The following is a 12634-nucleotide window of genomic DNA, read 5'->3' on the forward strand; positions in this document are numbered from 1 at the left end:
CCTATTTCGATAGGGCGGAGCGCCAAGCAATGAGACCGCACGCGAACTGCAGCATGGCGAGATAGGTATCCTCGCGCTTTTCCCATCGCACGAGCAGCCGGCGAAACCGGTTGAGCCAGCTATGGGTACGCTCGACCACCCAGCGCCGGGCACGTACACCACATTGCTTCTTGTTCTCCCGTTCATCGCGCCGGCCAAGAATGATCGGTTCGAACCCGGCCATGCTGACGATGCGTCGCACCTCGTCGTAGTCATAGCCCAGATCTAGACACAACTCGCTCTTGCGGCCATTCACCGGCCGAGCGCACATCATTCCCGCCAGCGTGGCAGCAACCAGCTTCATGTCATGTCGGTTCGCGGGTGCCACCTCGACAGCCAACGGAACGCCAGCAGCTTCAGTGAGCATGCTGCGTTTGACGCCGCCTTTGGCGCGGTCGCAGGGATTCGGTCCTGTTTTTTTTTCCGCCCAGTGGCGCCTTCGTCAGCGCGCCGTCCATTGCCAGCCAACTCCAGTCGATGCCCTGCAACTCGTCATATTCCAGCAACCCCAGGCGCCAGAACTTCGCAAACACCCCGGCATCAATCCATTCCCGGAATCGCCGGTACGCCGACGAACAGGTGCAGATCCCAGTGCTATCGAGGGCGTTCCACTGCATACCTGTGCGTAGCACCAGCAGGATCGCGTCCATCGCCGCACGATTGGGTACGCGCGGCCGGTGGCATCCCAGCGGATGCGATTTCGCTGCTGGCAACAACGGTTCCATTTGTTCCCAGAGCGTATCGCTCATGCGAAAACCGTCGTCATGCTTGCATTGATTCATGACAGCATCCCTCGGTCGAACTCATTCGCCTTCGACCAGCTCTGCGGCCATTATTTCTTTTTTGTCGACCTATCGAAATACGCTGTAAGTGCCTTCTTCGCCACGGTCCTCCCATGCTGGTTCACTGCGTGGAGTTGGATCACATTCTTTGCTAGGTCCAGGCCAATCGTCGCAATTTGCATTCGTCGCTCCCTTGGTTGATGGTTGTCGCAGCTCCTCAATATATTACTGCGGCGCAATATAGGGAGGGGCGACCATTCCATTACTCTGGGCCGTAAGCGGACCTGCGCCTTTGTTAAAGCCCAGGCCGTGGATGCTTGCTCGCTGCTTCAGGCGGCTTGGCGCAGCGCCTTGGCTGCTAGCACCATGTTAGTCAGCGCAGGAATGACTTCGGCCCATTGACGGGTCTTCAGCCCACAATCAGGGTTGACCCATAGACGCTCCGCAGGAATCCGGTCTGCCGCCTTCTTCATCAGTTGCACGATGTGTTCCTGCGTCGGAATGTTGGGCGAATGGATGTCGTAGACCCCAGGGCCGATCTCGTTTGGATACTTGAAGTTGTCGAACGCATCCAGCAGTTCCATATCCGAACGCGAGGTCTCGATGGTGATGACGTCGGCATCCATGTCGGCGATTGATGCAATGATGTCATTGAATTCCGAATAGCACATGTGGGTGTGAATCTGTGTTTCGTCCGCTACGCCGTTGGCCGTGATGCGGAAGGATTCAATAGCCCAGTCGAGGTATTCCGTCCATTGGACGCGACGCAGCGGCAAACCTTCGCGCAGGGCGGCCTCGTCAATCTGAATCACGCGCACGCCGGCCTTTTCCAGATCCAGCACCTCCTGGCGGATTGCTAATGCCAGTTGTTTGCACGATTCCGAGCGTGGCTGATCGTCGCGGACAAAAGACCAGTTTAGGATCGTCACCGGACCGGTGAGCATGCCCTTCATTGGTTTCTTCGTGAGAGATTGCGCATAGGTGATCCATTCAACCGTCATCGCTTTTGGACGGCTGATGTCGCCGAACAGGATAGGCGGTTTGACGCAACGCGAGCCGTAGGATTGCACCCAGCCGAACTGACTGAAGGCATAGCCTTCGAGCTGTTCGCCAAAGTACTCGACCATGTCGTTACGCTCGGCTTCGCCGTGCACTAGCACGTCCAGATCCAGCGCTTCCTGTTCGCGGACGCTCCGGGCGATTTCCGCCTGCATCGCGGCTTGGTAACCGCTAGCATCGAGGCGTCCGGCCTTGAACTCGCTGCGGGCATGGCGAATTTCCGCAGTCTGCGGGAACGAGCCGATAGTAGTGGTTGGATAGGCTGGCAGTTTCAGCAAGGAAGCTTGTTTTTTCGCGCGTTCGGTATAGGCGCTATCGCGTTGACCGAGCTGGGAGTCGATCTTTGCGATGGCGGTCTTGACCGCAGGATTGTGCACACGACGGGAAGTGCGCCGTTTCTCGATTGCCGCATGGTTCGCAATGAGCGCCTCCTGTACGCCGACTCTTCCGTTGTTCAATGCCTTGCCCAATATCCGTAACTCCTCCAGCTTTTGCAGCGCAAACGCCAGCCAGGACTTGATCTCAGCGTCTAGTTTTTGTTCGCTGTTCAGGTCCACCGGCACGTGCAGCAATGAGCAGGATGGAGCGATCCATAAACGGTCTTGCAACACGCGATGAATTGGCTCCAGCCATTCCAGCGTGGCATGTAGGTCGGTTTTCCAGATATTGCGGCCGTTGATCACGCCCAGAGACAACACCTTGTCCGCAGGCAGTGTGTCCAGCAAAGGCAGCACATCGCTGCGACCGCTGATGGCATCGACATGCAAGCCAGCCACCGGGAGGTGTGCAGCAAGAGAGCGGTTTTCCAGCAATTGACCAAAGTAAGTTGCCAGAAGCAGTTTGACGCGGCAGGCTTTCAATTCACCGTACGCGGTGTTGAAGGCATTTTGCCAGGAGCCATCGAGTTCGGTCACGAGCAGCGGTTCGTCGATCTGTACCCACTCAACGCCTTGCGTAGCAAGCGTGTTGAGCAATTGCGCGTATACAGGCAATAAGCGCGGCAATAAGGCCAGCTTGTTGGAGTTGTCCTTGGCTTTGCCCAACGCGAGGTACGTGACCGGACCAATGATGACCGGTTTGGCGTTCACACCCTGTGCTTTGGCTTCCACCAATTGCGCCAGCAAGCGCGAAGCGTCTAACCTAAATTCAGTTGCGGCGGTGAATTCGGGGACAATGTAGTGGTAATTGGTGTCGAACCACTTGGTCATCTCGCCTGGAGCAACACCGCCGCAGCAAGCGCTATGGTCTTCTACGCTCTGCGCCGAGCGACCACGTGCCACACGGAAGTAGTTATCCAGCCCGTCACCATGAAAACCGCGTACGCGTTCGGGCAGGTTGCCCAGTGTGAAGCTCATGTCGAGCACTTGATCATAGAACGCAAAATCCCCGACAGGGACGAGATCCAGACCGGTCTGGTTGCCCCAGTGGCGCTTGCGCAGCTGCGCGCCAAGCTCCTTCAATGCGTCGCGTGAGGATTCGCCTTTCCAGTAAGATTCCAGCGCGAACTTCAGTTCACGCTTTGCGCCGATACGAGGAAAGCCGAGGTTGTGAATGGTGACCATGAATCGCTCCAAAAAAACAAGAATGGAGCGCATCGTAGGCCTCATTTATTATGAAGTAAAATGGTATTAATTCACAGTTCTATGAATTATGCTCACTTATTATGCTGGAACGTACCCACCTAGCCATTGTGCAGGAACTCGAAAAGCAGGGTTCTCTGACGGGCGCTGCCAACGTGCTATGCGTGACGCAGTCCGCGCTGAGCCACAGTATGAAAAAGCTGGAACAGCAGGTGGGAACGGACATCTGGCTGCGTGAAGGCCGTAGTCTTCGGCTGACGCAAGCGGGACAGTATTTGCTGGCTGTTGCCAATCGGATTTTGCCGCAGTTGACGCTTGCAGAAGAAAGGCTACGCCAGTTCGCACAAGGGGAGCGCGGCACACTACGCATAGGCATGGAGTGCCATCCCTGTTACCAATGGCTGTTGAAGGTCGTATCGCCCTATTTGGCAGCCTGGCCCGATGTCGAGGTTGACGTCAAACAGAAATTCCAGTTCGGCGGCATCGGCGCACTGTTTGGCTATGAAATTGATTTGCTGGTCACGCCAGATCCGCTCCACAAGCCCGGCTTGAAATTCGAGCCCGTGTTCGATTATGAACAGGTGCTGGTGGTCGCCCGTAGCCACGCACTTGCGGGTGCCAAATACGTCAAACCACCGCAGCTCACGCGTGAAGTGCTGATTACTTATCCCGTTGCCACAGACCGCTTGGATATCTATAACCAGTTTCTGTTGCCCGCAGGCGTGACACCCAAGCGCCACAAGACCATCGAGAATACGGACATCATGATGCAGATGGTCGCCAGCGGCCGGGGAGTTGCCGCCTTGCCGCGCTGGCTGGTGCAGGAATACGCCAGCAAGGTCGATGTCGTTCCGGTGCGTCTGGGGCGCGATGGGATCGCCAAGCAGATATTTCTTGGGGCTCGCGACACCGATGGGGACATCGATTATTTGAGAGCGTTCGTCGATCTCGCGCGCCAATCTAGTTGGACGTTTCAACCTGCCAATCAGGCTGCACAATCCACAATACCGGATCTACGTGAATTATGAGTGTCAACTTTTGGCCGGATGTACCTAATCGAAGTTTTTGAGGCGCCGGCAGCTTTATGCGCAGTTGCTGACCTTCGCCTTCTGGTCATGAGTTGGAGCAGGCGACCCTAAGCGGCCCGTGGTCGCCTGTGCAGGATGCCCTTGGCTTCCTTATTCGGCACGCTTCAACACTACTTCAGCAGAACCTCCGCTGGAAGCGGACGGGGTTATCCATTTCAACTCATCGCCAGAAATGCTAAATGGCCTCTTCTGGGATGTGCCATTCCAATTCGGGAACGTACTTGAATCTATTTTGAAGGTAATCGTTTTTTCAGTTTCGTTGACTTCGTACTTGCCAAAATGGGCGATTGACCCTTGCACCACCGCCTTGTACTCGTCAGAGGTGCCCTGATTACGGTCATTGGAGGCGAACTTTGGCTGGCCAGTACGAGAGGTCATCAGCACGTAATTTCCTTTGCTGTCAAACATCGCTCGACCTTGTGGGTGAGGACCAAAGAGCGGTGCCCTACTGCCGTCCGGCTTGACGTTGTCCACGGACACGTACTTCCACGTTCCTACGATTTGTTCCTTGAGGGATTTTTGCTGCCCGATGGCAGTGCTAGGTAGTAGACCGGTGGTGAAAAGTATGAATGCAGAAGGTGCAGCAAAAATTACGCCGTAATTCATGGCGACCTCACTAGGACAAAATCCGTGTCGATACTCGAATGTCTTGAGACCGAGCAATGCCGCCAACACCACGAATGCAGCTTTCGTCTTCGGCCTGTCCAGCCACTGTAAACCGATGCCGTCTGGCCTATTTAATCGGTCTCAAGCTATGGTTCCTGAAAGAGTCGCTGTCATTGACTGAAATTCGACCGTCCGGAAGTGGCCGACTGCTGCCGGACGGCAATTCTTATTGAACGGCCGATTGGTTCTTGAAACCGGACATTGGACAGAGTGGGCGCCTAGTTCGTCCTGGCGCCCACGGTATCAAAATGCCGCTGATTGCCCCGAACAGAGTGTTCACGAGTGCTTGTCGTCCGTCATGCGAGGCGAGCCGTTGTTGTATCGCCGTTCTAGCGCAGCTGCATGCTTTGCTGCGAGATGACGCGCTCGAGGATGTCGGCAAGGATTAAATGAAAACTGGCGGAGAGCGCGCCGAATCCGTCCTGATGCGGGCCGAAATTGTAGGTCTTAAGGCCCCAGGTAGACGCGACAACGTCATCGACAGTACTGATTGCGTCGATCAGGCCCAGTTCCTTGGCTTCAATGCCACCCCAAACCTCGCCACTGCCATAGTCAACCCCTGGTTTCAGGAATGGTCCACGGGAGGTTTTCAGTTCTTCCACGAACGTCTGCCCCATTTGGTCGACCAGCTTCTTTGCCTTCGCGTCGACCTCCGGCGATACCGGTGTGAACGGATTCAGAAAGGACTTGAGCTTGCCCGAGGCGTAAACACGCTGCGAAACGTCGAGTTTGGCCATCGCGCGATGTAACTCCCAGGGCGCCATGATCGCGCCGATGGATCCGACCAGGCTGTATTTGCCGGCGATGACTTTGTCGGCATGCATGGCGATCATATAGGCGGCCGAGGCGCCGACATTATTAATCACCGCAATAACTGGCTTATTGTGCTTCTTCTTCAGCGCTGAGATCGCATTGGTAATTCGCTCCGACTCAACCGGCGCGCCGCCAGGGCTGTCGATGGCCAGCACAACGCCTTTTACATTGGCGTTCGAGAAGGCGCGTTCCAGGACAGGGACGATTTTGTCTGCGGAGGCCGTGGCGCCGGACACGATCTGGCCGTCAATATGCACCACGCCTACAACATCCGTGAATGGGCCGAGACGATAGCCGGCAGTCCCAAGGAAGAAAATGAAGTACAAAAGGCCGATCACGAGTGGGGCGGCGAAGAAGATCCCTTGGAAGAACATTCTCCAGCGTCGTTCTGACTTGCGCTCTGCAGCAGCCAGCTGGTGCTCCGCTTGTAGGTTTTCACGCTGGGCGCGCATTTCCCTGAGCAATTGAAACGCTATAGATTCGCTTTCAGGCGATGGAGAGCCTGGTGTTGCGGCGGTGTGATGAGGCGAGCGCTGGTCGATGGGCGATGTCTCGTTAATCATGCGTTTGCTCCGCAAGAAATGTATTAGATGACTGCACCTGGGGCATGCGATAAGGTCCATCACCAAATTACATTTCGAAACGGGTGGCAGCTACGGGGAAAGTGGCGATTTTCTTGGGGCTTTTGGCATCAGTTCTTGCGAGATTCCTAGACTCGAATTATCGCCATTTCTCTATAACTGCCACTGCCAAAGAGTATTGAAGACAATGGCATGCCTGATACGTCGCGATGGGCCGTAGAAGGCAAACAGAAACGTCCGCCGCACGCCTGTCAGAGAGACTGTGGAAGAGTGGCGGGGAAAATGAGGTGGAACGGCATCTGATTTATCTCTAATTTCAATAAACAAACCACCGGCAGAATATTCAGCACCGCTGTCGCTTGTTGCTGCAGATGCTTGAAACTGTCCATGCATGAAGAAGGGCAACGATGAAGAGCATGATTTGGATAGGAGTAACTTTAGGAACATTGATTGGTGTTCTATCTGCCGCTGGACGGGACGTGTCCACTATGGTTGTTATGGGAATCGTAGGCGCCGGATTCGGTGCTCCAATCGGGGCGGTACTCTCTGCACTGGTCACAGTCGCAAGCAGAAAATGCAAATGGGGGAATGGCGGCAATGTCGGTATGAGGAGAAATGAGTCTCAACAGAGCTACGATACGTATTCTCCGATGATGACCACAGATGAATGGATGGATTACCGACAGCAGTTTCCATTCTATGCAGCTGGGGATACTGCCCCAATGACGAAGGCCATGACGGGATGGCGTGATGCCTCCGATATTCATTACACCAGAGACATCGCCTCGTAAAGAGCATTGTCAAGACAGGTGAGGACGCTTTTTCTATCTTCAAAGCGGTAATGAGCATGCCTGCTCCATACATAATTTGAAACAACCCGCGCAGCGCTAATCCTATTTATCCTGCAAAACCTTTTGAACGATTTCTTTAGCATTCTCGAAGGTATTAGATGCGTCACGGCCGCCCTGGCTCGCTGCATTCAGTAGCAACGATTTGCGCGTTGCCAATGTTCCGTTTTCAGTTTTGGTGATTTCAGTCTCTTTATCAAATTCCTTCGGAGCTGATGAGGTTTTATCCGTGAGCACTTTGCCCCCTTCTTGGATATCCTTCCGAACAGTTTTCAGTTCCGGATTGGGAGCAGAAGCGGCTTGTTCTGGCGCTGAGATTGCCGGGCCATGAGCTTTCACTGCCGAGCGGTTTTTCATATTGATAGTGTCAATATTGGGCTTGAGATTCGGGGCAGCGCTATAGGAATCGTGCTGTTTTGAAGCATCACCGAATGAAACGGGAACTGCAGTTCCATCCGAAAATACGCGATTCGGGCGAGGCGCCTGACGCGCGAGTTCACTGTCAAGCAGGGCATGTGCAGATGCGCTGGTGCCACCATATTGCTCCGCATAGCGCCGAAACATTTCAATATTATGGGGATCGGCGGCAATATCGATGGAAATCGTCTCTCCCTTTTCGCGTGCACTTGATAGTCGTTCGGCAAACGCAACACGCTCAGCGTACTTCGCTTCAGTGCGTTGCGCACGATTGGTCGTGGTAGCTAGGCGCGAGGACAGCTCTGAAGCTTCGCTATTGTCGCGTGATAGGGCGTTGAGCACGCTGGTGTCACGACTGAGGCGGTCGCCGAACTTCTTGAATTCGGCCATCTGGTCCTGCGTGAGGTAACTGAGAACTTTCTGCTCTTCAGCCGAGATGCCCGCACTGTAGTTCTTTCCTGCACTTGCTCTCACCTCGGCGCCTGCGTTCAGAATGGGACTGTTTGTGCCAAAACCAAAATGGCCGGCAGCACCAAAAGCGATTTGCGCAACTTGCTGCTGGGTCAAACCGGTTTTAGAAGCGACTTGATTTGTAATTTGATTGAGATGGTCAAGACTGTTGCCGATCTCTTCATAGCTGCTACGGGAAGATCCGCTGGAACTTCGATGAGAACCGAGCTTGGTCGTGCCTTTGCTAAAAATATCGGCAAGGATCGTAGAGCGCTCGGTGTTTGCCGCGATGGCTTCACTTCGCGCTGCGTCGGCAGATTTATTGGCTTCCGCCACCTCCTGTTCGCCAACCTTAACCGAGACCGTGCGTGACGCAAATCCTTGATTACGCAGCATATTGATCGCGGAGACGCCAGTCAGTGCGTTGGTGCTCAGGGTGTTCCCGGTAATATCGCTCTGGGCACTGCTCATGAATGCTGACGTGCGGTTCGGCGCCAGCTGCATCTGGTCCATGCTGACATTACCCATGTTGACGTTGCCATTGGCCGCTGACCCCGATGTCGAGGACGTCGTCGACTGAAGCCCGGACAATCCGCCGACCAGTGCGTTGCCCAGGTTTTCCATTCGTTTGATCGCCGCCCAGGCAATGACGGGAATGCTGATCGTCAGGTAGCCGACCACTGCCTGCGACGAGATTGCATTCGCAAATATTGGCGACGCCGTCAGCAGCGACAACGCCTTCGCGCCGCTGCCGATATCGGCCGCCGCCGATAATTCCGATGCGGCATAGATGCTCGCCATATAGTTGAGGATCGCATACAGCGGTGGCCAGAGCTGGATCCAGATCAGCACGCCCAGGTAGTTTTTCAACGCCATCATCGTTTCGCGACCACTGGTTAAAAACAGCAGCAAGACCACTAGCGGGAACAGCGCGTAGGCGAGGGCTTCCACCACATTGCGTACCACCGGCAGCGCCTGTTCCGCGATCTTGCCATTGTTGATCCAGGCAGCATTAGTCTGCGCAACCGCCTGTGCCTGGCCGACTGCCAGGATGATGGACGCCGGGTCGTTGATCTTTTGCCCGATGATCTTGCCCGTGTCATTGATCGCGTTGAGCATGGCATTCTGCCGGATGATGTCTGCCGCCGAGGCAGCGGCATTCGCAATATGGTTCCTGATATACGCCTGCTGGATTTGGTTGGCGATCACGGATGAGGCGGCCGCCGCTGGTAGGGTCGGGTTCAGCTGGAATGCCAGTTTTCCTTGGATCAGGCTGACTTGCGCTGGGATCCGCGCAGAGAGGGCGTTATAGGCATTCGGGCAGGTATCAGTGGAGACCGACCCGCCGACGCTGGTGAGCGTGGTAAAGCGCGCGGGATTCGGATTTCCCATCAAGCTCCAGACATCGTCGGACCGGGAAAACGTGGTGGGATCGATGGTGCCATCGATCAGGTCGAACATCGTGCAGTTGTGGATGAAATTGATGAGGTCGGTGCGGAAGTTTGGATCCTGGAACACAACGCTGCCAGTCTCGCGGATCAGGCGGTTGCCGAACAGGAGTCCGTTTTTCTGGTAAGTCAGCTCGCTCGGGAGATTGGCATTGCCGGGAATGACCTGGAACGCGGTTTCGAACAGCTCGGTAATCGTCGTGCCCACCGTGCTCGTGATGCCGCCGAACATGGCCAGACCAAAGGGAACATTGTCGATGATCTTGACGGGCGCGCCGCCGGTTTTATCGACGATGCCGACCGTAACGCGCGGCACGAAAAGGACCGAATAGACCAGCACGACGGTGGCGAGCCATTGCCAGCCTTGCAGTTTTTGTGGGGCAAATGCATAGGCGAGCAGTGCCGCGATAAACCCGCAGAAGGCGACGCCGGCCATCGCGCTCAAATACGTATCCGATCCCCGGATGGCGGCAATGGCGTTGAATATCCCGAACAGGCCGTCCGAATTCTGGTACGCGAAAATTTCCCACATGGGTTGGACTCCGGCGAGAACGTACTGATGTTGAAAACTACCGTCCGAGGTAGGCTGCTTGCTGGCCGAGCATGTCCATCACGTGCTGGGGCATACTGCTGCGCAACTGGCGCTCCAGTTGCTCCAGGTGGGAAGACACGGCCTTGAATGACCCGACCTTTTGATACAGCAGGCTCTTTTCCTGGGCGATCTGCAGCAGCATCGTTTGCGCTCGCTGCCGGATGACCGCCACCTTGCTTTGCTGCGGCGCCAGCAGCGTGAAATCCTTGTCCAGCGCTGCCATGCCGATCCGCAGGTTCTTTTCGAGAAATACGTACGCGTAATCGGCGGCGATCACATCCCGGTATTGATGAATCAGACTGTCGGCCAGGCCGGAGCCCGGAATGGTCGCGCCGATCGATAGCATCTTGTAGACCGGCTCGCTGGTCTGATTGACGAATCCGACCTCGGGCGAATTGTTTGGAATCGCGGTACGCGAGGCGATCTTCGAGGCGATCGAGCGCATCAAGTCTTCGACCTTCTTCGTGAACGGCGTATGCGTGTAGGTGGTATCGAGCGCGACCATATCGCAGTCGGTGTAGTTATTGCATTTCAGGACATGCTGGGTCACATTGCCGGAAGCCGCATCGGCCTGGCCATACAGCAGGTGGCTGATCGACGTCAGGGGCGGCGCAATCGGATCGGGGTCGCGTCCGGATTCGTCCGGATAGAAGATCACTGTGCCGATCATGCTCATGATCAGCTCGCGTTCCTGGTCATCGAGATACGAGCCGGTGAATTGCAGCGCCTTCCATGTGTAGTTGCCGACAAAGGGTGCCTTATTACGGATCGCCGGATCAGTGGACGCGCGTGCAGACGCGAGAATGCTGGGCCGGTCGGTTGCGCACCGGCGGCGTGCCGCATCCCGGTCGGTTTCAAGGCCCATGTCGATGGCGAGGTCGGCGCACGCTTCCTGCGAGCTGTAGCCGACTGCTTCGGCTGCCGTGCTCACGATCGCCTTGGCCGTCTCGCAGGAATTGATGCGCGCATTATTAATCCAGGTCTCCAGACCCTTCGCCCATTTCGTCAGGCCCCCCAGTAATGGCGAGACCGCTTCCAGCGCCAATTGAAAGGCAATGCCGGGCAGCGCCGCAGTAATATTTTTCAGCATGTTCTTGAATTCAGTCGCCGAGATGTGCGAGAACGAACCGCCGAACACGTCGATATTGCCGCAGCCCGCCTTGGCGCTCGGGAACTGGATTGCTGCCAACTGGTAGACCTTGTTCGGTGCGCGCAGCATGAAATTACCGCCTGAATAAGTGTTGTAGGTCTGGCCGCGAAAGGCGCCGGGGGCGGTGTAGTTCCCAACGGCGCCGAGATTGTTGAACATGTTGTTGACTTCCGCATTCAGGTCGCCGGCCTGCATGGAAAGCGGGAGCAAGCCGAACGAGCAGGCCGTCACGGCGGCGACAAAGCGTGTGAAGAGGCGGTTGGGCATGAAATGTCCTTCCTATCGCAAAGAAATCAGTTTGGTGGCATTCGGAACCAGGGCTTCGGTCGATGGATTGGCCACCATCGCAATGCGTTCCAGCAGTTGGGACTCGGACAGCACACCGAAGCCAACCGGCGCGATTTTTCCGGTGAAGGGTTGCGCCAGGAATACCGCTGGCACTTGCGTGACATGGAGGGTGCGGGCAATGCCGTTGTCGCGCCGCGGGTTCGGAAAATTGGGCAAACCACCGCCATCCATGCTCACCGCAATCACCTGGAGGCCGTGCCTGGCCTGGAAAGCCTCCAGCGTCGGCGCGAATGCATGACAGTACGGGCAATCGCCGCGGAAAAAGAAAAACAGCACATGGTCTTTTCCCAGCGCGGCAATCGACCGTGAGCGCGCCTCCAGTTGGTCGTGCTCGAACACTTCCAGGGCCTTCGCGTTGACCGGCCGGCCCTGGAGCGTGGGATCGAGCTCGGGTGTTGCCCACGCGACGCGCTGTGCCACGTCGGCAAAAAGCGATGCCTGGCCGACGACCTTCGATTCCAGCGCCATGTAGCGGCGCACATTCGCTTCGGTCGGATTGATGATGGCGACATTGCGGTATTCCTCCAGTTTTTTCTGGAGACGCTCGAACTGCACGATTTCCGGCCGCTTTTGCGGTTGTGATGCGGGCGCCGCCTTCGGTGGCTCCACGGGTTCGGGCTCCGGCTCTTCGTAGAAATGCCAGCCGCGTGCGCTGTCGCCCCAATATGACGATCCGCCCCCGAAGTTGGCCGACTGTTGCGCGGTATCCTGTGCATTGGCCGCTGCAGCCACGGCGAGCGTGACAATGACGCAAAGACGCTTCATGGTGCCGC

At 56.2% G+C, this 12634-nt stretch carries 9 protein-coding genes; 2 read left to right on the forward strand and 7 right to left on the reverse strand.

Features of this window, described 5'->3' with window-relative positions; all coding sequences use genetic code 11:
- Position 1: 1 nt before the first annotated feature.
- Positions 2 to 788, reverse strand: a protein-coding gene (locus TSA66_RS26225) for an IS5 family transposase (protein ID WP_408639505.1) whose coding sequence is annotated in 2 segments (ribosomal slippage) — positions 2 to 461 and positions 460 to 788 — 789 coding nt in all. Because the reading frame shifts where the segments join, the coding sequence is not laid out codon by codon here.
- Between the two features lie 362 nt (positions 789 to 1150).
- Complete coding sequence (metE, locus tag TSA66_RS13645) at positions 1151 to 3442, reverse strand: 5-methyltetrahydropteroyltriglutamate--homocysteine S-methyltransferase (protein ID WP_040040432.1); 2292 nt, start codon at positions 3440 to 3442, stop codon at positions 1151 to 1153.
- 101 nt (positions 3443 to 3543) lie between these two features.
- Between metE and TSA66_RS13650 the strand changes: the two genes are divergently transcribed.
- A complete protein-coding gene (locus TSA66_RS13650; RefSeq protein WP_052452322.1) occupies positions 3544 to 4488 on the forward strand; it encodes a LysR family transcriptional regulator in 945 nt (314 codons plus the stop codon).
- A gap of 150 nt (positions 4489 to 4638) precedes the next feature.
- On the opposite strand, the gene TSA66_RS13655 is transcribed toward TSA66_RS13650, so the two are convergent.
- Both TSA66_RS13655 and TSA66_RS13660 read right to left on the reverse strand, forming a co-directional pair.
- Complete coding sequence (locus tag TSA66_RS13655; protein WP_040040433.1) at positions 4639 to 5154, reverse strand: lipocalin-like domain-containing protein; 516 nt, start codon at positions 5152 to 5154, stop codon at positions 4639 to 4641.
- Positions 5155 to 5543: 389 nt separating this feature from the next.
- On the reverse strand, positions 5544 to 6590 hold the full coding sequence (locus TSA66_RS13660; protein ID WP_157691692.1) for a S49 family peptidase: 1047 nt from the start codon (positions 6588 to 6590) through the stop codon (positions 5544 to 5546).
- Between the two features lie 425 nt (positions 6591 to 7015).
- On the opposite strand from TSA66_RS13660, the gene TSA66_RS13665 reads away from it, so the two are divergent.
- The gene (locus TSA66_RS13665) at positions 7016 to 7399 is read left to right on the forward strand and encodes a hypothetical protein (RefSeq protein ID WP_040040434.1); all 384 of its coding nucleotides are present in this window, start codon (positions 7016 to 7018) and stop codon (positions 7397 to 7399) included.
- 102 nt (positions 7400 to 7501) lie between these two features.
- Here TSA66_RS13665 and TSA66_RS13670 read toward each other — a convergent pair whose 3' ends face one another.
- Genes TSA66_RS13670 through traF form a run of 3 tightly spaced genes read right to left on the reverse strand, consistent with a single transcriptional unit; the run spans position 7502 to position 12626 of the window.
- Complete coding sequence (locus TSA66_RS13670; RefSeq protein WP_040040435.1) at positions 7502 to 10303, reverse strand: conjugal transfer protein TraG N-terminal domain-containing protein; 2802 nt, start codon at positions 10301 to 10303, stop codon at positions 7502 to 7504.
- Positions 10304 to 10340: 37 nt separating this feature from the next.
- On the reverse strand, positions 10341 to 11780 hold the full coding sequence (locus TSA66_RS13675; RefSeq protein WP_040040436.1) for a conjugal transfer protein TraH: 1440 nt from the start codon (positions 11778 to 11780) through the stop codon (positions 10341 to 10343).
- Positions 11781 to 11792: 12 nt separating this feature from the next.
- Positions 11793 to 12626 (reverse strand): conjugal transfer protein TraF, encoded by an 834-nt coding sequence (traF, locus tag TSA66_RS13680; protein WP_084199617.1) that lies wholly within the window; start codon positions 12624 to 12626, stop codon positions 11793 to 11795.
- Between the last annotated feature and the right edge of the window lie 8 nt (positions 12627 to 12634).

Origin of the sequence: Noviherbaspirillum autotrophicum, assembly GCF_000818395.1 — a bacterium.
Lineage (GTDB): Bacteria > Pseudomonadota > Gammaproteobacteria > Burkholderiales > Burkholderiaceae_D > Noviherbaspirillum > Noviherbaspirillum autotrophicum.

Bases quoted from the DNA above. Each gene is read 5' to 3' on its own strand.
- TSA66_RS13665 (WP_040040434.1), top strand. From the start codon at position 7,016: ATGAAGAGCATGATTTGGATAGGAGTAACTTTAGGAACATTGATTGGT.
- TSA66_RS13670 (WP_040040435.1), bottom strand. From the start codon at position 10,303: ATGTGGGAAATTTTCGCGTACCAGAATTCGGACGGCCTGTTCGGGATA.
- TSA66_RS13655 (WP_040040433.1), bottom strand. From the start codon at position 5,154: ATGAATTACGGCGTAATTTTTGCTGCACCTTCTGCATTCATACTTTTC.
- traF (WP_084199617.1), bottom strand. From the start codon at position 12,626: ATGAAGCGTCTTTGCGTCATTGTCACGCTCGCCGTGGCTGCAGCGGCC.
- TSA66_RS13650 (WP_052452322.1), top strand. From the start codon at position 3,544: ATGCTGGAACGTACCCACCTAGCCATTGTGCAGGAACTCGAAAAGCAG.
- TSA66_RS13660 (WP_157691692.1), bottom strand. From the start codon at position 6,590: ATGATTAACGAGACATCGCCCATCGACCAGCGCTCGCCTCATCACACC.
- metE (WP_040040432.1), bottom strand. From the start codon at position 3,442: ATGGTCACCATTCACAACCTCGGCTTTCCTCGTATCGGCGCAAAGCGT.
- TSA66_RS13675 (WP_040040436.1), bottom strand. From the start codon at position 11,780: ATGCCCAACCGCCTCTTCACACGCTTTGTCGCCGCCGTGACGGCCTGC.